Raw genomic sequence first — 23,065 nt, forward strand, 5'->3', positions numbered from 1 at the left:
AATCAGCGAGGCTATGTGGAGGGATTTGCTTAGTGACCCGGGAAAGGGACCAGGCTAAAGCAGTTGATTCCCAGTTTTTCCAGACGCTGCTCGCCGCCCAGATCAAACAGATTGATCACAAAGGCGGCATCGTGCACTTCGCCGCCCAGACGGCGAATCAGCTTCACGGTTGCATCGATGGTGCCGCCGGTCGCCAGCAGATCGTCAACGACGAGAACTTTATCGCCTTCTTTGATCGCATCGACATGAATTTCCAGCTGATCGGTACCGTATTCCAGCTCGTAGCTCTCGGCAATGGTTTCACGCGGGAGCTTGCGCGGTTTACGTACCGGCACAAAACCCACGCCCAGCGCCAGCGCAACCGGTGCGCCAAACAGAAAACCACGCGCCTCGGTGCCCACCACTTTAGTGATGCCGGCGTTTTTATAACGCTCGGTCAGCAGCTCAATGCTCAACGCATAGGCTTTCGGGTCTTCGAGCATGCTGGTGACATCGCGGAAAAGAATACCCGGTTTCGGATAGTCCTGAATGCTTTGGATGCTGTTCTTTAGATATTCAAGCTGCTGTGCAGTTGGGGTCATAAGTTTATGCCTGATAAAAACGGTGTTACTCACGGGCAGGCCAAACGGGTCAAAGAAACATTTGATTAACCTTTGACCAGGCGTACCCGCGCTCGAAAACGCTCGAATTTACTGTCTGTAAGCGACAATTGCAACACTCATTATGGCGCATCAGTGCTTTTGTTGCGTCGCGTCAACAACCGGAATACGCCACATAAATATCAACAGACAGGCCAGAATCACCAGCAGCATGATGCGAACCCACGTAAGCTTAACCAGCCACAGCGACACGGCGAAGGTCAGCAGAATCATCACAATCGCCCGCGGCTTGGCGCCGGGCGGCATCGCACGATATTGCTGCCAGTGACGAAGATAGCCGCCGAACCAGGAACGATACAGCAGCCAGTGGTGAAAACGCGGTGAAGAACGGGCAAAACACCAGGCCGCCAACAGAATAAACGGGGTGGTCGGCAATAAAGGCAAAAAGACGCCCAGCGTCCCCAGCGCTACCGCCAGCCAGCCTATGATGATTAAAATGATACGTGGCATAATGCGAATCGTTATCAAGCAGATATGGCTACTGTAGCACAGTTGCCTATCAGACCAGGGAGGAGTTATTTGAAAACAACGCGGCTTTTACAAACGCTGGAAAATCAGTTGGCCCAGCTGGCCGCGCAGGTTGCGCCGCTGGCGCATCATGCCACGCTCAGCGCCCGCTTCGATCGCCAGCTGTTCCGTACTCGTAGCACCCTGATGCAGGACTGTCTCGAGGAGGCGCAGCAGCACTTTACTGAACTGCGGCAGGCCGTTGAACAGCAGCAGCTTCCGCAGGTCGCCTGGCTGGCGGAGCGGCTGGTCGCGCAAATCGCCGCCCTCAGCCGGGAGGCGGCGACCTGGTCGCTGCGTAGTTGGGACAGCGCCTCCCCCGCAATAAACCGCTGGCAGCGGCGGCGACTTCAGCATCAGGAGTACGAACGACGACTGCTGGCGATGCGAAACGATCGCCAGCGCCAGCTGGCGCTGGCGACGACGCTTGAGGAACAGCAGCGGCTGGCGAAAGAGGTCGAGGCCTGCGCCGGACGTTTAGCACGCTGTCGCGATGCGCTGGAAAAAATAGAGGGCGTGCTGGCACGCTTAACGCGCTAACTGAAGGAGTCACTATGTCGCTGGAAAACGCCCCGGATGAGGTCAAACTGGCCGTTGATTTGATTATGCTGCTGGAAGAGAACCAGGTGTCAGCGCAAACCGTCCTCGGGGCGCTGGAGATCATTAAACGTGACTATGAAAACAAACTCAACCGCAGCGGGCAGACGTCAGATGAAGCGGATACACGCTAACCGACGGCCCGTCGGAAACGGGGCGGCGCACTGGCCGCCCCTGCTGAGTCTTATCCAATAGCCGGAGACGGATCGTCTCCTTTGACCTCACGTTTGAGCTCCGTCACTTCATCCCCTTTTTCGTTACGCAGATGGACTTCCAGCTGGTTGAAGGCGATGTTGATGTCGTTTTCACGGCACAGGCGATCGATCGCCCGGTTCAGTTCATCGACGGTATAGCTGCGATCGCGCAGTTCGCGCACATATAAACGCAGCTCATGATCCAGCGTGCTGGCGCCGAAGGTGGTGAAGAAGACCGACGGCGCAGGCTCCTGCATCACTTTCGGATGCTCATGTGCCGCCTGCAGCAGAACCTCCTTGACCTTATCCAGATCGGAACCGTACGCCACGCCGATGCGGATCACCACGCGGGTCACGGTGTCGGACAGCGACCAGTTGATCAAACGCTCGGTCACAAACGCTTTGTTCGGGATGATCACCTCTTTACGGTCAAAGTCGGTAATGGTGGTGGCACGAATGCGGATCTTGCTGACGGTACCGGAGAAGGTCCCGATCGTCACCGTATCGCCGATGCGCACCGGGCGTTCGAAGAGGATAATCAGGCCGGAAACGAAGTTCCCGAAAATCTCCTGCAGGCCAAAGCCCAGACCCACCGACAATGCGGCCGCCAGCCACTGCAGCTTGTCCCACGAGACGCCCAGCGCGCCAAATACCGTCATCGCACCAATCGCGATAATCGCGTAGTTGAGGATCGAGGTAATGGCGTAGGACGTCCCCTGGCGCATGTTGAGCCGAGAGAGGATCAGCACTTCCAGCAGCCCCGGTAGGTTGCGGATCAACGCCCAGGCGACCATGGAGGCGACAATCGCAAACAGCAGGCTTCCCATCGTCACGCTTCTTACTACGCTGGCTCCAGCTTCGGTGCCGTTGTAGTGCCACAAGGTGATACTGTCGAGATAGGCGAAGACGGTGATGAGATCGGACCAAATCGCCCAGAACACAACGCCAAACAAGGCGACCATCACCAGCATGGTAATGCGCAGCGTTTGTTGGTTGACCTGCTCCAGGGCGATGGTCGGCTCTTCCTGCGGTTCAGCCCCTTCAGCCCCCTCTTTGACCATATGCTGGCGACGGGCCAGCGCACGCCGCCAGGCGATACGCCGTGCGGCAACGCTCAGGCCGCGCAAAACGGTCTGGTACAGCAGATTCCACAGCATCACCAGGTAGACGGTTTCAATCCAGCGGCCGGCCAGACGCAGGGTGGTATAGAAGTAGCCGGTAGCCGTCAGCACCATCAGCGCGACAGGCACAATCGAGAGCACGGTGACGGTAAGAAGACGCAGGCTGTGCGACTCTTTATCACGCCAGCTCTCGCGACACATCGGCCACACCAGTACCGCGATCAGCAGCAGATTGAGGAAGATAACGAACTGCCCCAGCACATCATCCATCAAATTCAGCGGCGACAGTTCAGAGACCACCGACCAGAAATTCAGCGGCAGCAGCGCAAGACTGACGCGCACAATTTGCCGACGCCAGTGGCTGGTCAGCTGCGGTGGCATATTAAAGTGGCTTACCGCCACGCCGTCTTTTTCCAGCACCTTCCAGCACAGGCCAAACACCAGCCAGAACAGCGCCAGTTTTTTACTGTATGCCCACAGCAGTTCGCTGATGTTCAGCTGCATCGTCAGCAGAATCAAACCTACCGCCAGTATCAGCAGCACGACAGGCAGTGCGCGGATCAGGTCGATCAGAATCGCTTTGGGCGTATGGAGCTGCGTGTCGTTACGCAGCTGACCGACCTGCGAGGCCAGCCGGGCCTGGTAATTACGCAACCACTGCAGGCGCCAGCGGATCAGGCCAGCAATCAGCAGCAGCGGCAGACCGGCAAGGAAGGCAACAAACACCGCCGGCCACGCTTTCTCCCAGTTTACGGTGATTTTCATCGCCTTAAACTGCCCTTTCAACGCTTCCGGGAAGGATTTAATCCAGTCCCAGTCCATCGGTTTGTTGCTATTCACCCAGAAAATCTGCTGGGTCAGGATGGCTTTCAGATTGCTTGAGACGCTCATTAACTGCTGCTGGTTGATCTGCAGGTTAATGGCCATCATCAGCTGATTGCCGAGCTGCTTGTTAAACTGATCGAGCAGTTCGCGGCGCATATCCACGACGTCCAGCAGAGCATTATGTACGTCAGGGGTCACTTCATTGCTGTGCCCTTCTTCCAGTTTGGCGACGAACGCATCGCTCTGGAACAGCGCATCACGCTGCTGGTTGACCTCAAACTGTTCAAGACGCAGATCGGCAATACGGTTGGTCATATCTTCCAGCTCGTCCGCCGACGGGAGCGTCTGCTGCTGCTGGTAAAGGATGCGCGACAGTAACAGGCTCCCTTTGAGGACTGAAATCTGCTCTTTGATATCACGTTCAGATTGCAGCGCCCGATCGAGCCAGTTTTTCACTTTAATGTTGCGCTGCACCAGCTGGTTGCCGTTCTCAGTCGCCGCGATGAGCTTCTGACTCAGCTGATGGTTAATATCCAGCTCTTGTTTGACCAGCGGGTTGGACTGGATACGCGCCGTCTCATCCGGCGTGACCGCTTCCTGAGCGGTTTTTTCCGTTAGCGTCAGGCGTTTGCTGTTAACCGCTTCCTGCAGCAGCTGCAGCTGATGTTCGAGACGATTACTGTTGGCGCTGACGTAATCACGTTGCTTTTGCAGCGTATCCTGCAACACGGTGTTACCTTCGAGGCTCTTACGCTGCTGCTCAATTTGCGCGTTAAGCAGCGCCTGCTGCGCCAGCAGCAATCCCTGCTGGCTCGGGCGCAGGGCTTCGTCGCCCGTGGTGGTGGTGCCGTTCAGACGGTTGCGTATCTGCTGTAGCTGCTGGGAAGCCGCGTACATCGCATTTTGCACGCGTTCCGGCTGGGTTTGCAGGGAGACCAGCTGACTGTTGTAGGTCGCCAGATCGTTTTGCGCGGTTTGCAGATCGTCCAGCGTCTGGGAGAGACGAGATTCCAGCTGCCGCAAAGAGAGCGTGCTGAGCGTTTTCCGCGTCGCCTCATCATCAGGCACCTCGCTTAAGGCGTTGAGGCTATCGACCGCCTGACGCATCTTCGCTGGCGCCTGCTCAACCTGTTGCCGCAGCTGAGTCGTTTCCGACTTAATCCGCTCGATTTTATCGAGTGCTTCCAGGGTCTGCACCAGGTCTTGCTGAACCAGCTTATCCTGTGGCGTCAGTTCCTTTTGCTTATTTAGCGTATTGAGTTGATTCTGAATATCAGATCGGTCAGGGACATCGGCAGCCAGAGCCTGATTAATGCTAAGACAGCCGACAAATAACAACAGTACAATTACAAAAGCGGAAGTGGCATTTCGCCAACGGATAGTATGCAGCATAGTGTTAACATGAGTGGTTGCAATAGCCGGAGAATACCGGGGGTCGTCGCAGCCCGCAGAATAGCACTTCTGCAATCGCACGAATAGCCGCGACCATCAGCAAATACTCACCTTTTTTATTTTGCCAGTACGTTAATTCTTAGCTTCCGAGGGAGCCCGGAGCGTAGGGCAAAACTGATACATTTCAAGAAGAATGGCAACATAGTCGCGCGCTTCTTTTTCAAGATCGAAGGAGTCCGGTGCAAAGAGCCAGTTTTCCATCAGCCCGGAGAGGTAGCTGCGCATTAAAACCGCCGCCCGGCGGGTTAACAAATTGGCCGGCAGCATGTTGGCCGCAATGCACTCTTTTAGCGTGTGTTCGATACGTTCATAGCTCTCAAGACATAAGCTGCGCTGGGCTTTCTGCACCACCGCCATCTCACCGACAAACTCACATTTATGGAAGATAATTTCCATCATCAGCCGCCGCCGCTCTTCTGTCACGGTGGCTTCAAGAACATGGACTAAGATCCCCCTGACAACTGACAGTGGATCGTTGGGGAATTTTGCCCGATACTCAACTTCAAGATCGCTAATACTTGCGTCCGACAACACCCATATTTCATTAAATAAATCTGATTTATTCTTGAAATGCCAGTAGATAGCCCCCCTCGTTACCCCGGCAGCTTTTGCAATTGCTGCCAACGAGGTAGATGATACGCCTTGCTGCGAAAACAAACGCAGAGCAACATCCAGAATGTGTTGCCGGGTTTCAAGTGCCTGTTGTTTGGTTTTTCGTGCCATAGGTCGATGAGTTTACAGAGGTTACGTTTACATACATTTATGAATGTATGTACCATAGCATGACCATAATAGAAACACAGTAGTGGGTTTGTGGTCGTTTGAGCCACTGAACAATTTGAAATTGGACACTCGAGGTTTACATATGAACAAAAACAGAGGGTTAACGCCTCTGGCGGTCGTTCTGATGCTCTCAGGCAGCTTAGCGCTAACAGGATGTGACGACAAACCGGCTCAGCAAGGAGCCCAGCATATGCCGGAAGTCGGTATTGTGACGCTCAAATCCGCACCTCTGCAAATCACCACCGAGCTACCGGGCCGCACCAGCGCCTACCGTATTGCAGAAGTCCGTCCTCAGGTAAGTGGCATTATTCTGAAACGTAACTTTACGGAAGGTAGTGACATCCAGGCTGGCGTGTCCCTTTATCAGATCGATCCGGCAACTTACCAGGCCAGCTACGAAAGCGCAAAAGGCGATTTAGCCAAAGCACAGGCCGCGGCCAATATCGCGCAGCTGACGGTTAAACGTTATCAGAAACTGCTCGGCACCAAATACATCAGTCAACAGGATTATGATACTGCCGTCGCCGACGCTCAGCAGAGCAACGCCGCCGTTGTAGCCGCGAAAGCCGCTGTGGAAACGGCGCGTATTAACCTGGCTTATACCAAAGTGACTTCGCCTATCAGCGGACGAATTGGTAAATCCGCCGTGACCGAAGGCGCACTGGTGCAGAATGGTCAGGCTACTGCGCTGGCCACCGTTCAGCAGCTGGACCCTATCTATGTTGATGTGACCCAGTCGAGCAACGATTTCCTGCGTCTGAAACAAGAGCTGGCAAACGGAACGCTGAAACAAGAAAACGGCAAAGCCAAAGTCGAACTGGTTACCAACGACGGGCTGAAGTATCCGCAGGGCGGTACGCTGGAGTTTTCTGATGTCACCGTTGATCAGACCACCGGTTCTATCACTTTACGCGCTATCTTCCCGAACCCGGATCACACCCTGTTACCAGGGATGTTCGTCCGCGCTCGTCTGCAGGAAGGGACCAACCCGGATGCACTGCTGGTTCCACAGCAGGGCGTAACCCGCACGCCGCGTGGTGATGCCAGCGTTATGGTTGTCGGCGAAGGTGATAAGGTCGAAGTTCGTCAGGTTACTGCAACGCAGGCGATTGGCGATAAATGGCTGGTCACCAGCGGAGTGAAATCCGGCGATCGCGTGATTGTTACCGGACTGCAAAAAGTCAAACCAGGCGTGCAGGTTAAAGCGCAGGAAGTAGCCTCTGACGATCAACAGCAAGTTGCCAGCAACGCTCAGTCAGAACAAACCAAGTCTTAACTTAAACAGGAGCCGTTAAGACATGCCTAATTTCTTTATCGATCGCCCCATATTCGCATGGGTGATCGCCATAATCATCATGCTTGCCGGGGGACTTGCGATCCTGAAGCTGCCTGTTGCGCAATATCCAACGATTGCGCCGCCGGCGGTCTCGATCACCGCAACCTACCCGGGTGCTGATGCGAAAACGGTGCAGGATACCGTGACGCAGGTTATCGAACAGAACATGAACGGTATCGATAACCTGATGTACATGTCCTCCAACAGTGACTCAACCGGTACGGTACAGATTACCCTGACCTTCCAGTCTGGTACGGATGCGGACATCGCGCAGGTACAGGTGCAGAACAAACTGCAGCTCGCCATGCCGCTGCTGCCGCAGGAAGTACAGCAACAGGGCGTGAGCGTGGAGAAATCCTCCAGCAGCTTCCTGATGGTTGTCGGCGTTATCAACACCAACGGCACCATGACGCAGGAGGATATCTCCGACTACGTTGGCGCCAACATGAAAGATGCGATCAGCCGTACGTCCGGCGTGGGTGACGTTCAGCTGTTTGGTTCCCAGTACGCGATGCGTATCTGGATGGATCCGAACAAACTGAACAACTTCCAGCTGACGCCGGTCGATGTGATCAGCGCGATTAAAGCCCAGAACGCCCAGGTAGCAGCCGGTCAGTTAGGCGGTACGCCGCCGGTGAAAGGCCAGCAGCTGAACGCCTCTATCATCGCGCAGACCCGTCTAAAATCCGCTGACGAATTCAGCAATATTCTGCTGAAAGTGAACCAGGACGGTTCGCAGGTTCGTCTGCGTGACGTAGCGAAAGTTGAGCTTGGCGGTGAAAACTATGACATCGTCGCGAAGTTTAATAACCAGCCGGCTTCCGGTCTGGGTATCAAACTGGCGACCGGCGCCAACGCCCTGGATACCGCCAACGCCATTCGCGCTGAACTGGCGAAAATGGAGCCGTACTTCCCGTCAGGCCTGAAGATTGTTTACCCGTATGACACCACGCCGTTCGTGAAAATCTCGATTCATGAAGTGGTTAAAACGCTGGTCGAAGCGATCATCCTGGTCTTCCTGGTTATGTATCTGTTCCTGCAGAACTTCCGCGCCACGTTGATTCCAACCATCGCGGTACCGGTCGTCTTGCTGGGTACTTTCGCCATCCTGGCCATTTTTGGCTTCTCGATAAACACCCTGACCATGTTTGGTATGGTGCTTGCGATAGGTCTGCTCGTCGATGACGCCATCGTGGTGGTGGAAAACGTCGAGCGTGTCATGGCGGAAGAAGGCCTGCCGCCGAAGGAAGCAACCCGTAAATCCATGGGCCAGATTCAGGGCGCACTGGTCGGTATCGCGATGGTGCTTTCTGCGGTATTTATCCCGATGGCCTTCTTCGGTGGTTCAACGGGTGCGATTTATCGTCAGTTCTCCATCACCATCGTTTCGGCGATGGCGCTGTCGGTGCTGGTTGCATTAATCCTGACCCCGGCGCTGTGCGCCACGATGCTGAAACCTATCGCTAAAGGCGGTCATGGCGAGCACAAAGGCTTCTTTGGCTGGTTTAACCGCATGTTCGATAAGAGCACGCACCATTACACCGATAGCGTAGGTAACATTCTGCGCAGTACCGGTCGTTACCTGGTGCTGTATCTGATTATCGTCGTCGGAATGGCCTGGCTGTTCGTCCGTCTGCCGAGCTCGTTCCTGCCAGATGAAGATCAGGGCGTATTCCTGAGCATGGCGCAGCTTCCTGCCGGCGCTACGCAGGAACGTACGCAGAAAGTGCTGGATGAGATGACGGACTACTACCTTACGAAAGAGAAAGCCAACGTCGAATCTGTGTTCGCCGTTAACGGCTTTGGCTTCGCGGGTCGTGGTCAGAACACCGGTATTGCGTTCGTTTCACTGAAAGACTGGAGCGAACGTCCGGGCAGCGAGAACAAGGTTGAAGCGATTACCGGTCGTGCGATGGCCCGTTTCTCGCAGATTAAAGATGCGATGGTCTTCGCCTTTAACCTGCCGGCTATCGTCGAACTGGGTACCGCAACCGGCTTTGACTTCCAGCTGATCGACCAGGGCGGCTTAGGTCACGAAAAACTGACTCAGGCACGTAACCAGCTGTTTGGTGAAGTGGCGAAGCACCCTGACCTGCTGGTCGGCGTTCGTCCTAACGGCCTGGAAGATACGCCGCAGTTCAAGGTGGATATTGACCAGGAGAAAGCGCAGGCGTTGGGCGTTTCTATCAGCGACATCAATACCACGCTGGGCGCAGCCTGGGGCGGTAGCTACGTCAATGACTTCATCGACCGCGGTCGCGTGAAGAAAGTGTACGTCATGTCCGAAGCGAAATACCGTATGCTGCCGGAAGATATTGGCAACTGGTACGTTCGCGGTAGCGATGGACAGATGGTGCCGTTCTCAGCCTTCTCCACCTCACACTGGGAGTATGGTTCACCGCGTCTGGAACGCTATAACGGTCTGCCGTCGATGGAAATCCTCGGTCAGGCGGCTCCGGGCAGAAGTACCGGTGAAGCGATGACGATGATGGAAGAGCTGGCCAAAAAACTGCCTTCGGGTATTGGTTATGACTGGACCGGTATGTCCTATCAGGAACGTCTGTCCGGTAACCAGGCGCCGGCGCTGTATGCCATCTCGCTGATCGTGGTATTCCTGTGTCTGGCGGCGCTGTATGAAAGCTGGTCGATACCGTTCTCCGTTATGCTGGTTGTCCCACTGGGGGTTATCGGTGCACTGCTGGCGGCAACGTTCCGTGGTCTGACGAACGACGTTTACTTCCAGGTAGGCCTGCTGACCACCATTGGTCTGTCGGCGAAGAACGCGATACTTATCGTAGAATTCGCCAAAGATCTGATGGATAAAGAAGGCAAGGGTCTGATTGAAGCGACCCTGGAAGCGGTACGTATGCGTCTGCGTCCAATCCTGATGACCTCACTGGCGTTTATCCTCGGGGTTATGCCGCTGGTCATTAGCTCCGGCGCAGGTTCCGGCGCACAGAACGCCGTAGGTACCGGCGTAATGGGCGGGATGGTGACGGCAACGGTTCTGGCTATCTTCTTTGTTCCGGTCTTCTTTGTGGTGGTTCGCCGCCGCTTCAGCAAGAAATCGGAAGACATTGAGCACAGCCATCCGACTGAGCATCATTAATCTCTCCACTGAGGGCCGCACCAGCGGCCCTTTTTTTCGCCTGTGCCCCCGCTCGCTTCGGGATTCGTTGAGGAAATTTTTCGGATAGCGTATATTGAAACGCACGCATTGCTACGGTTTACTTTGTATCCTGATATACAATTTCCGGCGATAAGCTTTTACTTTGTTTTTATCAGATTATTCTTTTGCCGCTTTACCCTTATCTTAACTAAGAATATTCTTAACCCAGTGTTATCTGGGGGGTGAGAACTGGTGCCAAAGAAAAGTGCCTGCTAAATCAATGATCCATAAGCTTTGCTTTCGCAGAATCACCACATTGATTGCCGTGGCATAATAAGTTCAGATATTTTTAAGATAAATTAACGGCGATAATTGTAATTTTTCGTAATAGCACGGTGAAATCTTTTTAAGAGTGGATTATAGTTAAAACAACAGGATTACAATGTATGTGTCAGGTCTGTTAGTCGTGTTCATCCCACAACGGTGCTTGTTAGTCGTCGTTTAAACCACTAAAAAGGGGATGCGTTATGGACGAATACTCGCCAAAAAGACATGATATCGCGCAGCTTCGATTTCTTTGCGAAACCCTGTATCATGACTGCCTTGCAAACCTGGAAGAGAGTAACCACGGGTGGGTGAATGATCCAACGTCGGCTATCAATCTTCAACTTAATGAATTGATCGAACACATAGCCACGTTCGCGCTTAATTATAAAATTAAGTATGCTGAGGATAATAAACTGATCGCTCAGCTGGACGAATACCTGGATGACACTTTTATGTTGTTCAGCAGTTATGGCATTAACACGGCCGATCTACAGAAATGGCGCAAATCGGGAAATCGGTTATTCCGATGTTTTGTCAACGCCAGTCGGGAAAATCCGGCAAGTCTTTCTTGTTAGTATTATTACAATCAAAAGGTGAAGTTATGTCTGGTGAACCATTAACCAAAACAGACTATTTGATGCGCTTACGTCGCTGTCAGACAATTGATACGCTGGAACGCGTAATTGAAAAAAACAAATATGAACTTTCAGATAACGAACTGGCTGTATTTTACTCAGCGGCCGACCACCGTCTTGCTGAATTGACCATGAATAAGCTCTACGACAAAATCCCGACATCGGTGTGGAAGTTCATTCGCTAATTCATTTCACATCTCAGTCAGACGGTTAACCGGGTCCTCCCCTACTCTGGGTATAATTGTGATATTACTCGCATAAGTCACTAAAGCGCGCTCATGAAACCGGTTTCTTTTTTATACTGTGACGCCTACCTACCTTAATCAGGAAAGCATCATGAGTGAAGAGAAACGTAAAATGATCGCCGGTGAACTGTATCAGGCTGGTGATGCCACGCTACGGGCAGACCGCCTGCGCGCCAGGCAATTGCTGCATCGCTACAACCATTCGGCTCCGGACGAGCGGGAATGGCGGAAAATATGTCTGACTGAACTGTTTGGCCGGGCAAGCGATGCTTATATTGAACCCACTTTCCGCTGTGATTATGGTTACAATATTTTCCTCGGCACCAATTTCTACGCAAACTTTGATTGTGTGATGCTTGATGTCTGTCCGATTCACATCGGTGATAATTGTATGCTGGCGCCCGGCGTCCACATCTATACCGCCACGCATCCCTTAGATGCCGCCGAACGCAACAGCGGTAAAGAGTACGGTAAACCCGTTACTATCGGCCATAATGTGTGGATTGGCGGTCGGGCGGTCATTAATCCCGGGATTACTATCGGCGATAATGCCGTTATTGCATCCGGTGCCGTGGTCGTGAAAGATGTTCCGGCCAATGCCGTGGTCGGCGGCAACCCGGCGCAAATCATTAAGATGCTGACAGCGGAAAAAGCGTAACTGTTATGCTTTTCTGCAACTGATCTGTTACTTTCCCGAGAGATTCCCGCAACATAAAATAGCCTTCAGGCTGAGCCTTAGCAGAATTCGGGGACCAAGATGACAGAAATACAGCAACTGCTGACAAACACGATTGATGAGCTCAATGTGAAAGAGAAGCGCGACAACCGTCCGCGCTTTAGTATCAGTTTTATTCGCAATCATCCGTGGCTGTTCGTCGCAATGTACGCCGCGTTCCTCGCGACGTTCGTGGTCATGCTGACATCGGAAACGCTGGCCGATTCAGTTTGGCTACTGGTGGTTCTGTTCGCCCTGTTAAACGGCTTCTTCTTTTTTGACGTCTACCCGCGCTACCGCTACGAAGATATCGATGTCCTGGATTTTCGCGTTTGCTACAACGGGGAGTGGTACAACACGCGATATGTCCCTCAGCAGCTGATCGAACGCATTATGCAGTCACCCCGCGTGGCCGGCGAGCAGAAAACCCAGCTACAAAAAATGGTGGCGACGAAAGGTGAACTCTCGTTCTACGATATCTTCAGCCTCACCCGCGTCGATACCGCTCAATAAGACGATTCAACGTCCGCACCGCAGGGCCAAAATGCGAGGCGGACGTATTGCCATATCCCAGCACCAGCCCGCTTCGCGCGCGTTGTGTATCAAGGTAAAACCGGCTTAATGCCGCCGGTGCTTGTTGATACTGCCGCGCCTGTTCCACCACCGCTCCATCGTCTATCCCGTCAATGGCTACCGCCAGGTGCAGTCCGCCCTCGCCACCGAGAAGAGCAAAAGGTTGCGTCAGCTCCGCTGCCAGCACCTCACGGAGCTGCTGCTGTCGCCGGCGATACAAGCGCCGCATCGCCGCCAGATGACGCGCGTAATGCCCCTCTTCGATAAACAACGCCAGCGCTCGTTGCTCAGCCCGGTGACCACCGCGCAGCAGCGATCCCACGAATCCCTGAGCGGCTTGCGCCAGGGCGGGAGGCATCACCACGAAACCAATGCGCAACGCCGGAAACAGCGTCTTGCTGAAGGTGCCGATATAGACCACCGGCGCCTGTTTCATCATCCCTGACATGGCCGGAACAGGTTCCCCGCTATAGCGAAACTCGCTGTCGTAATCATCTTCAACAATCCATGCATCATGCTGGCGGGCATATTCCAGCAGCGCCAGACGCCTGCCTGCGCTCATCACCGCGCCACAGGGATATTGATGCGAAGGCGAGGTAAAAATCAGCCGCGGCGGCAGGTTCTCGTCCATGTCCGGACACATCCCTTCACTGTCTACCGGCATCCCTTTTACCTGTAACCCGGCCTTCATAAATACGCTCTTCGCGCCGGGATATCCCGGCTCTTCAACCCATGCGGTGTCGCCCGCTTCGCTCAGCAGATGGGTACAGAGGTTGACGCCTTCGAGCGCGCCTTCGGTAATCACGATTTGCCGGGCGTCGCAGCGGATCCCGCGAGATAGCGCCAGATGACGGACAATCGCTTCCCGCAGCGCGGGTTCCCCTGCCGCCTCTCCGTAACCCAGCAGCGCGCTGCCCTCATCACGCAGCACCTTGTCGAGCAGCCGCCGCCAGAGCGGTAAAGGAAAATAGTTAATCGCCGGCGTGCCGGGAGTAAATATCAGCGTCGGCGAATCGCGACGGGTGCCGGGAGGTAGCGCGATCAGCCGCTCCGGCAACGCAATGGTCAGCGGTAGCCCTTCCCGCTCACCGGAGGCGGTCAGCGTCGCCACATACGTCCCCTGGCGGCTGCGCTGCAGGTAGCCTTCCATGGTCAGCTGCTCCAGCGCCCCGTTAATCGTATTACGCGACAAATTGAGCCGCGTCGCGATAGCACGTGAACCCGGCAGCCGACTACCGCCTGCCAGCGCTCCCTGTAAAATCGCCTCGCGCAGCGCACGATACAGCGTGCGCTGAAGGGTTTCATGACCTCGCCGGGACAAGGTGTGTTCCAGTAGGGTGAAGAAGGCATCATCAGGAATATTCATCTCGGCTCCTCGTGGCACCATCAAAACATACTCTGATGGATCTTTTTATGGAACCAGTAAAACTTTAGTCTCACGCTATTCCCCCGCAGATAAGGAGCCCCCCCATGCAGCAACATAATTCGTTCGGACAACCCGTTGGCCAGGCCCTGCCCGACTGGCAGCCGCGCCCGTTTCCGCAACGTCAAATTCTACAGGGACGTTATTGCCGCCTGGAGCCGCTGACTGCCGCTCACGCCAGCGCGCTCTTTGCCGCACATCAGCTGGCCCCGGATACCCGAAGCTGGACGTGGTTATTGCGCGAACCGGACAACTGCGTAGAGACGTTCAGCGCCTGGATAACCAGCGTGGAAAAGCTCAGCGATCCTCTCCATTTCGCCGTCGTGGATGAACGCACCCGACAGCCCGTCGGCTCCCTGGCGCTGATGCGTATTGATGCCCAAAATGGCGTGATCGAAGTCGGACACGTGCACTTCTCGCCGCTGCTCAGTCGGACCGCAATGGCGACGGAAGCCCAGTGGCTTCTGATGCGCTACGTCTTCGATACGCTCGGCTATCGCCGCTATGAGTGGAAATGTAATAGCCTGAACGAACCCTCGCGCCGGGCGGCGCAACGATTGGGGTTTCACTTTGAGGGACGTTTTCGCCAGGCGTTAGTGATAAAGGGCCACAACCGCGATACCGACTGGTTTTCGATAATCGACAGCGAGTGGCCACTGATAGATAAAGCGATGCAGCGATGGCTGGCCAGCGGAAACTTTAGCCCCGATGGTCAGCAGCGCGCCACGCTGGAGAGCTTCCGTACATCAGGAGATTAGCGTCTCTTCTTACGTCCCTGCACGGCTTTAAAACGAGGATTGCTTTTGCAGATAACGTACAGCCGCCCTTTGCGTTTCACAATCTGACAATCGGGGTGGCGCTGTTTCGCACTGCGCAACGAGTTGAGTACCTGCATCCTTAGTTCCTTTTAGCATCAATAAAGCCGCCGAAACGCTGGCGGAAACGTGCAGTGCTGCCTTCGCTGTTGAGGGCTTTCTGCTTACCGGTGTAATACGGGTGCGATTTGGACGACACATCGAGGGTGACATAAGGATAGGTCTCCCCATCCAGTTCAATTACGCGCTCGGTCTTGATTGTCGATCCCACTTTAAAATATTCATTCACGCTGGTGTCATGGAACACAACGGTACGGTAATGCGGATGGATATTGTCTTTCATGATAACCTCAACAGATATGTTATAACATAACAATAAGGTTACGCCGCAAAAAGACAAAGATCAACCATGAGAAGCTCAGGGATGTAAAATCGAGCGGCGCGAACCGCCCGTGAGAGATTAAGGATTCAGTTGATGTGCAAGCGCACGCAGCTGTTCTGCAATGGCCTGTAGGTCTTTACCCTGCTCCGTTTTTGGCCCGGTAGAATGACGCACGACCAGCCGGGCAGGCAGGATTGAAGAGGTATGCGACGTTTCGCCATCGCCGCTAGCAAGAATACGGCGTACGGCCTCTTTACCCTGCAAATCCAGATCCAGCGACACGGTGGTCAGCGCCGGATAGAAGAATGAGCTTTCATACGTATCATCATAGCCAATCACCGACTTCTCACCGGGAATCGGCACCTGATGCTGATGAAATGCGCTCAGTACCCCCAGCGCCATCTGGTCATTCCCCACCAGCACCGCCGTAAATTTCGGCGTCTCACGCAACATCTGCAGCGCGCCCGCATAGCCGCTCTGCGCGTCCCAGTTCCCGCGAATCACCGTCACCGGCTGTAGCCCATAGCCAGCCAGCGTCTCTATCCAGCTCTTCAGACGCAATTTTGCCGAGACGGAGCTTTCCGGCCCGGCCAGCAGCGCAATATCCCGATGACCCATTTCATACAGATATTTGACGCTCGCGCGGGTGCCGTCAGCCGGGTTAAACGAAACGTTAAACACGGAGCTATAGGGATCGACGTCGAGGAAGAGACAAACGATATCATCATTGTCAGCCGCGATTTTCTGGGCTTGTTCGGTCTCCAGAGGCACGTTGATGATCACCTTATCAACCAGCTGGGACTTCAGCTCATTGATGGATTCCTGAATACTTTGATTGACGCTCTCATCAATCATAGAAATGAGCACCTGATAACCTTCCACATTCGCATAGCGTTTTACCGCTGCGGCAACCTGAGAAGGCGCGTGCAACGACAGTGAAATTGTCACCAGACCGACGGTCCGACTTTGCTTGCCCACCAGCTGTTGAGCCAGGCGGTTAGGGACATACCGCAATAGCTCAATGGATTTCTCCACCTTACGACGCGTGGCCTCGGATACATTAGCAGATTTATTGAGCACCCTGGACACGGTCTGATAGGAGACGCCTGCATGACGCGCGACATCTTCTAAGGTTGCGCTTTTCGACTTCATGGTCCGGTTCCTTATGTTGTTATCCCTGGATTGTAACAGGGGCCATTTAAAAAAACGCGCCCTGCAACGTTCCCATGCTAAAAAATGACAATAAAAGTATTACGCTCACAACACATCAAATTGTGAATGGACTCACTGACCGTAACAAATTACGCCATTTTATTTGCACTTAATCACACTATCACGATCATTAAATTGCCTGAAGTTACGTTTAGGCATTTCATGACACCGTTAATGTGAACGTAATACAAAACAATAAGAGGATAGACATGAACACTACGCTGCGCACAGTCTCTGTTGCGTTGGCCGCCGCGCTGATTTCACCATCCGTGCTCGCGGCTTCCGCCTCTGTTCCTGGAATTGATTTTCATGGTTATATGCGTGCCGGGGTTGGGGTCTCCGGGGATGGCAGTCTGGCCGAATGGCAAAAAAACAAAATTGGTCGTCTGGGTAACGAATCTGATACCTATGGCGAGCTGGAGTTGGGTTCTGAGGTGTATAAGAAGGATGACGTCAGCTTCTATCTCGATAGCATGGTCAGCATGGTCTCTGACGGTTCTAACGATAACGAAACCACCCTCAATGACGATGCGCAGTTTGGCCTGCGTCAGCTGAACCTGCAAATTAAAGGCCTGATCCCCGGCGATCCTAACGCGGTCATTTGGGGCGGCAAGCGCTACTATCAGCGCCACGATCTGCACATCATCGATACCAAATACTGGAACATCTCCGGTTCCGGTGCCGGGATCGAAAACTATACCTTAGGCCCAGGCGCCGTTTCACTTGCCTGGATCCGCGGTGATGCAAACGACGTCGATTACCGCGTCGACGGCGACAGTAACGTCAATATCAACTATGTCGATCTGCGCTATGCGGGCTGGAAACCGTGGTCCGGCGCCTGGACCGAATTTGGTATCGATTACGCGATGCCCAACACCACCAAAAAACAGGATAGCTACGGCGGGCTGTACGATGCCGATAACGGCGTGATGCTGACCGGCGAAATCAGCCAGGATATGCTGGGCGGCTACAACAAGCTGGTTCTGCAGTATGCAAATAAAGGGCTGGCGCAGAACATGGTCTCCCAGGGCGGCGGTTGGTACGACATGTGGAACTATGTCAACGATGCCACCGGCTATCGCGTGATCAACACCGGTCTGATTCCGATTACCGACAAATTCTCGATTAACCATGTGCTGACCTGGGGCTCCGCCGACGACATCACCGATTACACCAATAAAACGCGTTTACTCTCTCTGGTCGCACGCGGACAGTATCAGTTCACCGAGTATGTCCGTCTGATTGGCGAAGTCGGCGGTTTCTACCAGAAAGACAGCTATAAGAACAATACCGACTACAAACAAGCCGGCGAGAAATACACCATTGCGCTGGGTCTGGCCGATGGCCCGGACTTTATGTCACGCCCTGAATTACGTATTTTTGCCTCCTATCTCAATGATTCCGAGAATGGTAAACCGTTTGAAGATCAAACCGCCAGCAATACGTGGAACTTCGGCGTCCAGGTCGAAGCCTGGTGGTAAACGTATTTTTGTTATCTGAAGCTTTTTATCTCCAGCTGTAAGGTCGTAATTACCCTCCGGTAATGATTATTGCCATTGTTTTCTTTGTCTTGTTTTGGGGATAACTCTATATTGAGTTATCCCTTTTTATTTATGAATTTTATTTACGGCTGGTAAAATGCTCATCTAATAGTTGACGTAAGGTATCAGACTGCTTGCCAAAAATAGCGTGCACCTGTTGCCCGATAATAATTACACCCAGCGCCCCTTGCTGCTGTAGCGCCTGAGAATCGACAATAGCCAGATTATTCACCGTGACCCGTAAACGCGTAATACAGGCGTCGACATTAACAATATTTCCCTCCCCACCAAACGCCTGAATTAAATCCTGTAGCTGTTGCTTTTCAACATCACTTAACGGCACCGGTTGGCGAGGCTGGGCGAAATAATGCAGAAAGGATTTTAAACTTACCATCATGCACTCCTGATAATATCAAGGTAAAAAAAAGCCTGCTCGCAGGAGCAGGCTCGGATAACGCAGTGATTACGCTTTACGACTGAGAATACGGCAGTCCCATGCGGTTAAGGTCAACGGCGCGCTAATGGCCGCACCGGAGAGACTGTCCTGATAGCCCTGCGGCAGGCTTACGCTGTGCTGCTGAGCGCTGTAGTTCTGCAAGAAAACATAGGTCGTTTCACCATCGGTGCGGGCCGTGGCGACCACGCCCGGCGGAAGCTCACTCTCGATCGCCCGCGGTAAGGCCAGCTCCCGGCTGATAACCGCGAAGAAATCGCGCTGGAAAGCCAGGTCGTTGCGTGAGGCGACATGCCAGGCCTTCCCCTTGCCGAAATGATTCACGGTCACCGCCGGGCGGCCGGCGTAGAAATCATCACGATAGGTTGCCAGCGGCCGGGCGCTTTCGGCATGAATCAGCTCACACAGATGGCGCACCTGATACGGCCCCTGTAACCCGCCTTCGTTGCCTGCCAGCCCCTGAACCAGGTTGCGCTCGCCGTCATTCAGGCAATCAATCTCCTCCGCCCAAATCCCCAGCAGGTTGCGCAGCGGTCCCGGGAAACCACCAAGGTGGCAAAGATCGGACTCATTAACGATCCCCGTCCAGTAAGTGGTCACCAGATGGCCTCCGTCGGCGACAAACGCTTCGGCGCGCGCGGCAAACCCATCGCGAACCATATACAGCATCGGGGCGATAACCAGCTGGTAGGCGCTCAGGTCGCCATCGGCATCGATGATATCGACCGCAATACCCTGCTCCCAGAATGGCCGGTAGTGTTCATTAACGGTATTTTCATACTCCATCCCGAGATTACGCGGGCCCTGCGCATCATCCAGCGCCCAGCGGTTTTGCTGGTCAAAGATAATCGCCACTTTCGCATCGGTGCGACAGCCCACCACGCCAGGCAGACGACTGAGCATATCACCCAGCCGGCTGACTTCGCGGCCGACGCGGGTATCCAGATGACCAACGTGGTCAATGACCGCGCCGTGGAATTTCTCCACCGAGCCACGGCTCTTACGCCACTGGAAATACTGAACTGAGTCTGCCCCGTGGGCGACAGCCTGCATGGAGGAGAGAATATGCATCCCCGGTTTTTTCAACTTACTGGTCGGCTGCCAGTTGGTGGCGCTCGGCGTTGATTCCATCAGCACGAACGGCTTACCGCCCTTCAGACTGCGCATCATGTCATGGTACATCGCGGTATAGCAGGCCAGCGTGGTTTCATCTTTGTCGCGATGCCACATCGGATAGCTATCCCAGGAGATGAAATCCAGCGCCTGCGCCAGCTGCCAGTAGTCGTAATCGTAGAAGTACTCCATGAAGTTGGTGGTCACCGGCAGGTCGGCATTCGCCGCCTTCAGCGGGGCAATCTCATGGCGGCAGAAGTCCGTGACCTGCGCCGTGTTAAAGCGACGCCAGTCAAGGTTCAGCCCGTGAATGGACACTTCCCCCTGCGGTGCCGGCGACTCAATCTGCGACCAGTCGCTGTAGGTATGGCTCCAGAAAGTGCTCCACCAGGCGTGATTGAGATTATCCAGCGTTTGATAACGCGCTTTCAGCCAGTCGCGGAACCGCGCCTGACAGCGTTCACAATGGCAATCTCCGCCATATTCATTGGAAATATGCCAGCCGAGAACCGCCGGATGCTGTGCGTAGCGTTCCGCGAGCAGGCTGTTGATTTTAAAAATCTTCTCCCGATAAACCGGTGACGTCATACAGTGGTTATGCCGTCCGCCGTGCAGCGCCGGTACCCGGTCGCGCCCCACTCGCAGCACCTGCGGATAGGCCTGCGACATCCAGGCCGGGCGCGCGCCGCTTGGCGTAGCCAGAAATACGTGAATACCGGCGGCGTACAGCTTATCCAGAATGCTGTCCAGCCAGCCAAATTCAAATACGCCTTCCTGAGGTTCAAGTTTGGCCCAGCTGAAAATCCCCACCGACATGACATTGCATTTAGCCTGCTGCATCATGGCAATATCTTGATCGATAATACCGGGATAATTTTCCCACTGTTCCGGGTTATAGTCAGCGCCATGCAATAGCGCATTGACCTTCGGACTCAAAGGCGCAAATTTATTCATAATAAACATCCTGAAGTGTAAAACTTAACGATTAATTAAAGACTTTTGCTGAAGGTAATACTTTTCCCTGGCAATCAAACAGCGCCTGATTTTCCCGGGCATTACCCTGCTTCCATTCATCGTGGATATATTTCATTCCCGCCGATGTAGCCCAGGTATTTCCCGGCACGGCGATCCAGGTCGGTTCCCAATAAAAAATACCTTTCCCGCGCTGGTCGGGAACATCGGCAACGGCCTGCATTAAATCGTGGATATAATTATATTGTCCCTGTACCGTGGCCGGATAACCGCCCTCTTTTTCTTCTTTGGCCTGGAAACTGTTTTCCGCGTTATCGCAATTTTCCAGGGTATAGGCATAGGCGGCTTCCACGACGATCACATCTTTGTTATAGCGCCTGCTGATATCATCCATATTCGCTTTCAGCGCACTAATCGGGCCGTTCCAGTAGGTGTACATCGACAGACCGATGATGTCGTACGGTACGTTGCGCTTACTGATTTCATCAAACCACCAGCGGAAGGTATCGTTCTTAGTGCCTTCAGCCAGATGAAGCATGATTTTCACCTGCTCGCCATTCTGCAGATTCTCTTTCAGGCCGTCGATTGCCGCATTCAGCAGGCCAGCCAGACGGTCAAATTCACCGCCGCCCTGCCCCCAGCTTTTGCCTTCCGGCCACAGCATGCCGCCATTTATCTCATTGCCAATCTGCACCATATCCGGCAGAACGCCTTCCTGTTTAAAGCGGGCGATGGTGTCACGGGTGTAGTCGTGAATGGTCGTTTTCAGCTGCGGATAATCCATTTTTTCCCAGGCTTTCGGTTTGAATTGTTTACCCGGGTCGGTCCAGAAATCGCTGTAGTGGAAATCCAGCAGCAGCTTCATACCCTGCGCTTTTGCCCGCTTTGCCAGCGCCAGCGTCGCCGCCAGATCGTTATCACCGCCGCCGTAGCCCTGACCCTGCGCATCTTTCGGGTCAACCCACAGGCGCAGGCGGACATAGTTCACGCCATCGGCCTTCAAAATGGCGATCGGATCCTGCTGCTGGTTGTTGTGGTTATAAAACTTTGCTCCGTGCTTTTCCGCATCCAGCAGCGTAGAGATATCAGCGCCTTTAATAAAATCCGCAGGCAGCGCGCGAAATGCGCGCGTTTGCAGCGCCTCGGCGGCCAGTGCAGCGGGGGAAAAACTGCATACCAGACAAACAGCAAGCAACGCGGGTGTTAATCTTTTCATGGGGTTATCCTTTTGTACTGCCAGAGGTCAGGCCGGAAACAAAGTATTTTTGTAATGCCAGGTAGAGAATCGCGACCGGAACGGCAATCAGCACCGCTCCTGCTGCGTAAGTGGTGTAGCTGGCGCCCATTTTTTGCGCCACCAGGTTGTACAGGCCAATCGGCAGCGTGTATTTGTCCGGCGTACGCAGGATGGTGCTCGACAAAATAAAATCGCCCAGCGGACCGGTGAATGAAAACAGCGCCACCACCGCGAGAATCGGTTTTGACAGCGGCATAATGATCTCAAAGAAAATACGGAAGCTGCTGGCACCATCCATTCTTGCCGACTCATCCAGATCTTTCGGGATCGCGTCGAGATAGCCCTTCATCAGCCAGGTATTCATCGGGATCATGCCGCCAACGTAGATCAGCACCAGCGCCAGATGGCTGTTGATCAGTCCCAGCAACTGCGAGAGCACGAAGATCGCAATCAGCGCAGAAAACTGCGGGATCATCTGCAGCAGCAGGAACAACATCAGTCCATTCTGCCGCCCTTTAAAACGAAAGCGGGAAAAGGCGTAGGCGGTAAAACTGACGCTGATTAAGGTCAGCACCATGGTCATGAAGCTGATTTTCATCGAGTTCCAGTACCAGGTGAGGTAGTTCACATTGCCGTTGAACAGGTCGGCATAGTGCTGGAATGACAGGTTCTCCGGAATAATCGAGGTGCTGAGCAGGCTGTTTCCGGCATTCAGCGACGCGCCGACGGTCCAGACCAGCGGATAGATAATCACCACCGAGACCAGGATAACAATCAGCCAGGTGAGTGACAGGCGAATCCACTTTTCGCGTTTAATACTGGGTGATTTAGCCATGTT

Annotated in this window: 23 protein-coding genes; 10 read left to right on the top strand and 13 right to left on the bottom strand. The window is 53.9% G+C overall.

What is annotated here, in order from left to right; translation table 11 throughout:
* Nucleotides 1-29: 29 nt before the first annotated feature.
* Both apt and OQV00_RS20390 read right to left on the bottom strand, forming a co-directional pair.
* Nucleotides 30-581, bottom strand: a complete 552-nt coding sequence (apt, locus tag OQV00_RS20385) for an adenine phosphoribosyltransferase (RefSeq protein ID WP_266279341.1) — start codon at nucleotides 579-581, stop codon at nucleotides 30-32.
* Nucleotides 582-731: 150 nt separating this feature from the next.
* Complete coding sequence (locus OQV00_RS20390; protein ID WP_004858799.1) at nucleotides 732-1,109, bottom strand: DUF454 family protein; 378 nt, start codon at nucleotides 1,107-1,109, stop codon at nucleotides 732-734.
* Nucleotides 1,110-1,178: 69 nt separating this feature from the next.
* On the opposite strand from OQV00_RS20390, the gene priC reads away from it, so the two are divergent.
* Together priC and rsmS are read left to right on the top strand one after the other, a co-directional pair.
* Nucleotides 1,179-1,706, top strand: a complete 528-nt coding sequence (priC, locus tag OQV00_RS20395) for a primosomal replication protein N'' (protein ID WP_004858796.1) — start codon at nucleotides 1,179-1,181, stop codon at nucleotides 1,704-1,706.
* 14 nt (nucleotides 1,707-1,720) lie between these two features.
* A complete protein-coding gene (gene rsmS, locus OQV00_RS20400; RefSeq protein ID WP_004858795.1) occupies nucleotides 1,721-1,897 on the top strand; it encodes a pleiotropic regulatory protein RsmS in 177 nt (58 codons plus the stop codon).
* 50 nt (nucleotides 1,898-1,947) lie between these two features.
* Here the strand turns inward: rsmS and mscK are convergent, their stop codons facing one another.
* Together mscK and acrR are read right to left on the bottom strand one after the other, a co-directional pair.
* Nucleotides 1,948-5,295: a mechanosensitive channel MscK gene (gene mscK / locus OQV00_RS20405; RefSeq protein ID WP_004858793.1), complete on the bottom strand. Its 3,348-nt coding sequence runs from the start codon at nucleotides 5,293-5,295 to the stop codon at nucleotides 1,948-1,950.
* 132 nt (nucleotides 5,296-5,427) lie between these two features.
* Complete coding sequence (gene acrR, locus OQV00_RS20410; protein ID WP_004858790.1) at nucleotides 5,428-6,078, bottom strand: multidrug efflux transporter transcriptional repressor AcrR; 651 nt, start codon at nucleotides 6,076-6,078, stop codon at nucleotides 5,428-5,430.
* A 142-nt stretch (nucleotides 6,079-6,220) separates the two neighbouring features.
* Between acrR and acrA the strand changes: the two genes are divergently transcribed.
* The 5 genes from acrA (at nucleotide 6,221) to maa (ending at nucleotide 12,448) form a co-directional block, all read left to right on the top strand.
* Nucleotides 6,221-7,414, top strand: a complete 1,194-nt coding sequence (gene acrA / locus OQV00_RS20415; RefSeq protein ID WP_004858789.1) for a multidrug efflux RND transporter periplasmic adaptor subunit AcrA — start codon at nucleotides 6,221-6,223, stop codon at nucleotides 7,412-7,414.
* Between the two features lie 22 nt (nucleotides 7,415-7,436).
* Complete coding sequence (acrB, locus tag OQV00_RS20420; RefSeq protein WP_004858787.1) at nucleotides 7,437-10,583, top strand: multidrug efflux RND transporter permease subunit AcrB; 3,147 nt, start codon at nucleotides 7,437-7,439, stop codon at nucleotides 10,581-10,583.
* A 527-nt stretch (nucleotides 10,584-11,110) separates the two neighbouring features.
* On the top strand, nucleotides 11,111-11,485 hold the full coding sequence (gene tomB, locus OQV00_RS20425) for an Hha toxicity modulator TomB (RefSeq protein WP_004858785.1): 375 nt from the start codon (nucleotides 11,111-11,113) through the stop codon (nucleotides 11,483-11,485).
* A gap of 26 nt (nucleotides 11,486-11,511) precedes the next feature.
* Nucleotides 11,512-11,730, top strand: a complete 219-nt coding sequence (locus tag OQV00_RS20430; protein ID WP_004858783.1) for an HHA domain-containing protein — start codon at nucleotides 11,512-11,514, stop codon at nucleotides 11,728-11,730.
* 151 nt (nucleotides 11,731-11,881) lie between these two features.
* Nucleotides 11,882-12,448, top strand: coding sequence for a maltose O-acetyltransferase (maa, locus tag OQV00_RS20435; RefSeq protein ID WP_004858781.1), 567 nt, complete (start codon nucleotides 11,882-11,884; stop codon nucleotides 12,446-12,448).
* Here the strand turns inward: maa and OQV00_RS20440 are convergent.
* On the bottom strand, nucleotides 12,420-12,554 hold the full coding sequence (locus OQV00_RS20440) for a hypothetical protein (RefSeq protein ID WP_223306663.1): 135 nt from the start codon (nucleotides 12,552-12,554) through the stop codon (nucleotides 12,420-12,422). The genes maa and OQV00_RS20440 overlap by 29 nt on opposite strands.
* Here OQV00_RS20440 and OQV00_RS20445 point away from each other — a divergent pair.
* Complete coding sequence (locus tag OQV00_RS20445; RefSeq protein WP_004858780.1) at nucleotides 12,548-13,018, top strand: YlaC family protein; 471 nt, start codon at nucleotides 12,548-12,550, stop codon at nucleotides 13,016-13,018. The two genes, OQV00_RS20440 and OQV00_RS20445, sit on opposite strands and share 7 nt — an antisense overlap.
* Here OQV00_RS20445 and pdxR read toward each other — a convergent pair.
* The gene (gene pdxR, locus OQV00_RS20450) at nucleotides 12,993-14,444 is read right to left on the bottom strand and encodes a MocR-like pyridoxine biosynthesis transcription factor PdxR (RefSeq protein WP_104896844.1); all 1,452 of its coding nucleotides are present in this window, start codon (nucleotides 14,442-14,444) and stop codon (nucleotides 12,993-12,995) included. The two genes, OQV00_RS20445 and pdxR, sit on opposite strands and share 26 nt — an antisense overlap.
* 104 nt (nucleotides 14,445-14,548) lie before the next feature.
* Here pdxR and OQV00_RS20455 point away from each other — a divergent pair, with 104 nt between their 5' ends.
* Nucleotides 14,549-15,259, top strand: a complete 711-nt coding sequence (locus OQV00_RS20455) for a GNAT family N-acetyltransferase (RefSeq protein WP_015585015.1) — start codon at nucleotides 14,549-14,551, stop codon at nucleotides 15,257-15,259.
* Here the strand turns inward: OQV00_RS20455 and ykgO are convergent.
* The 3 genes from ykgO to OQV00_RS20470 form a co-directional block, all read right to left on the bottom strand.
* Nucleotides 15,256-15,396: a type B 50S ribosomal protein L36 gene (gene ykgO / locus OQV00_RS20460; protein ID WP_003859006.1), complete on the bottom strand. Its 141-nt coding sequence runs from the start codon at nucleotides 15,394-15,396 to the stop codon at nucleotides 15,256-15,258. The genes OQV00_RS20455 and ykgO overlap by 4 nt on opposite strands.
* Nucleotides 15,397-15,398: 2 nt before the next feature.
* The gene (locus tag OQV00_RS20465; protein WP_004858777.1) at nucleotides 15,399-15,659 is read right to left on the bottom strand and encodes a type B 50S ribosomal protein L31; all 261 of its coding nucleotides are present in this window, start codon (nucleotides 15,657-15,659) and stop codon (nucleotides 15,399-15,401) included.
* Nucleotides 15,660-15,776: 117 nt separating this feature from the next.
* Nucleotides 15,777-16,850: a LacI family DNA-binding transcriptional regulator gene (locus tag OQV00_RS20470; RefSeq protein WP_004858776.1), complete on the bottom strand. Its 1,074-nt coding sequence runs from the start codon at nucleotides 16,848-16,850 to the stop codon at nucleotides 15,777-15,779.
* Nucleotides 16,851-17,119: 269 nt separating this feature from the next.
* Here OQV00_RS20470 and OQV00_RS20475 point away from each other — a divergent pair, with 269 nt between their 5' ends.
* Nucleotides 17,120-18,391: a maltoporin gene (locus tag OQV00_RS20475; RefSeq protein WP_004858775.1), complete on the top strand. Its 1,272-nt coding sequence runs from the start codon at nucleotides 17,120-17,122 to the stop codon at nucleotides 18,389-18,391.
* Between the two features lie 139 nt (nucleotides 18,392-18,530).
* Here the strand turns inward: OQV00_RS20475 and OQV00_RS20480 are convergent, their stop codons facing one another.
* The 4 genes from OQV00_RS20480 to OQV00_RS20495 form a co-directional block, all read right to left on the bottom strand.
* A complete protein-coding gene (locus OQV00_RS20480; protein WP_015585016.1) occupies nucleotides 18,531-18,845 on the bottom strand; it encodes a glucose PTS transporter subunit EIIB in 315 nt (104 codons plus the stop codon).
* Between the two features lie 69 nt (nucleotides 18,846-18,914).
* Entirely contained in the window at nucleotides 18,915-20,972 is a 2,058-nt protein-coding gene (locus OQV00_RS20485) for a beta-galactosidase (RefSeq protein ID WP_015585017.1), read from the bottom strand.
* Nucleotides 20,973-21,003: 31 nt separating this feature from the next.
* Nucleotides 21,004-22,206: a glycoside hydrolase family 53 protein gene (locus tag OQV00_RS20490; RefSeq protein ID WP_266279345.1), complete on the bottom strand. Its 1,203-nt coding sequence runs from the start codon at nucleotides 22,204-22,206 to the stop codon at nucleotides 21,004-21,006.
* Between the two features lie 4 nt (nucleotides 22,207-22,210).
* Nucleotides 22,211-23,062, bottom strand: coding sequence for a sugar ABC transporter permease (locus OQV00_RS20495; RefSeq protein ID WP_004858771.1), 852 nt, complete (start codon nucleotides 23,060-23,062; stop codon nucleotides 22,211-22,213).
* Between the last annotated feature and the right edge of the window lie 3 nt (nucleotides 23,063-23,065).

Origin of the sequence: Klebsiella sp. DY2415, from assembly GCF_026314315.1 — a bacterium.
Classification (GTDB): domain Bacteria; phylum Pseudomonadota; class Gammaproteobacteria; order Enterobacterales; family Enterobacteriaceae; genus Klebsiella; species Klebsiella ornithinolytica.

Excerpts from the sequence above, each read along its gene's own strand:
- apt (WP_266279341.1), bottom strand. The coding sequence starts at position 581 with ATGACCCCAACTGCACAGCAGCTTGAATATCTAAAGAACAGCATCCAA.
- OQV00_RS20390 (WP_004858799.1), bottom strand. The coding sequence starts at position 1,109 with ATGCCACGTATCATTTTAATCATCATAGGCTGGCTGGCGGTAGCGCTG.
- rsmS (WP_004858795.1), top strand. The coding sequence starts at position 1,721 with ATGTCGCTGGAAAACGCCCCGGATGAGGTCAAACTGGCCGTTGATTTG.
- mscK (WP_004858793.1), bottom strand. The coding sequence starts at position 5,295 with ATGCTGCATACTATCCGTTGGCGAAATGCCACTTCCGCTTTTGTAATT.
- acrR (WP_004858790.1), bottom strand. The coding sequence starts at position 6,078 with ATGGCACGAAAAACCAAACAACAGGCACTTGAAACCCGGCAACACATT.
- acrA (WP_004858789.1), top strand. The coding sequence starts at position 6,221 with ATGAACAAAAACAGAGGGTTAACGCCTCTGGCGGTCGTTCTGATGCTC.
- acrB (WP_004858787.1), top strand. The coding sequence starts at position 7,437 with ATGCCTAATTTCTTTATCGATCGCCCCATATTCGCATGGGTGATCGCC.
- tomB (WP_004858785.1), top strand. The coding sequence starts at position 11,111 with ATGGACGAATACTCGCCAAAAAGACATGATATCGCGCAGCTTCGATTT.
- OQV00_RS20430 (WP_004858783.1), top strand. The coding sequence starts at position 11,512 with ATGTCTGGTGAACCATTAACCAAAACAGACTATTTGATGCGCTTACGT.
- maa (WP_004858781.1), top strand. The coding sequence starts at position 11,882 with ATGAGTGAAGAGAAACGTAAAATGATCGCCGGTGAACTGTATCAGGCT.
- OQV00_RS20445 (WP_004858780.1), top strand. The coding sequence starts at position 12,548 with ATGACAGAAATACAGCAACTGCTGACAAACACGATTGATGAGCTCAAT.
- pdxR (WP_104896844.1), bottom strand. The coding sequence starts at position 14,444 with ATGAATATTCCTGATGATGCCTTCTTCACCCTACTGGAACACACCTTG.
- OQV00_RS20455 (WP_015585015.1), top strand. The coding sequence starts at position 14,549 with ATGCAGCAACATAATTCGTTCGGACAACCCGTTGGCCAGGCCCTGCCC.
- ykgO (WP_003859006.1), bottom strand. The coding sequence starts at position 15,396 with ATGCAGGTACTCAACTCGTTGCGCAGTGCGAAACAGCGCCACCCCGAT.
- OQV00_RS20465 (WP_004858777.1), bottom strand. The coding sequence starts at position 15,659 with ATGAAAGACAATATCCATCCGCATTACCGTACCGTTGTGTTCCATGAC.
- OQV00_RS20470 (WP_004858776.1), bottom strand. The coding sequence starts at position 16,850 with ATGAAGTCGAAAAGCGCAACCTTAGAAGATGTCGCGCGTCATGCAGGC.
- OQV00_RS20475 (WP_004858775.1), top strand. The coding sequence starts at position 17,120 with ATGAACACTACGCTGCGCACAGTCTCTGTTGCGTTGGCCGCCGCGCTG.
- OQV00_RS20480 (WP_015585016.1), bottom strand. The coding sequence starts at position 18,845 with ATGGTAAGTTTAAAATCCTTTCTGCATTATTTCGCCCAGCCTCGCCAA.
- OQV00_RS20485 (WP_015585017.1), bottom strand. The coding sequence starts at position 20,972 with ATGAATAAATTTGCGCCTTTGAGTCCGAAGGTCAATGCGCTATTGCAT.
- OQV00_RS20490 (WP_266279345.1), bottom strand. The coding sequence starts at position 22,206 with ATGAAAAGATTAACACCCGCGTTGCTTGCTGTTTGTCTGGTATGCAGT.
- OQV00_RS20495 (WP_004858771.1), bottom strand. The coding sequence starts at position 23,062 with ATGGCTAAATCACCCAGTATTAAACGCGAAAAGTGGATTCGCCTGTCA.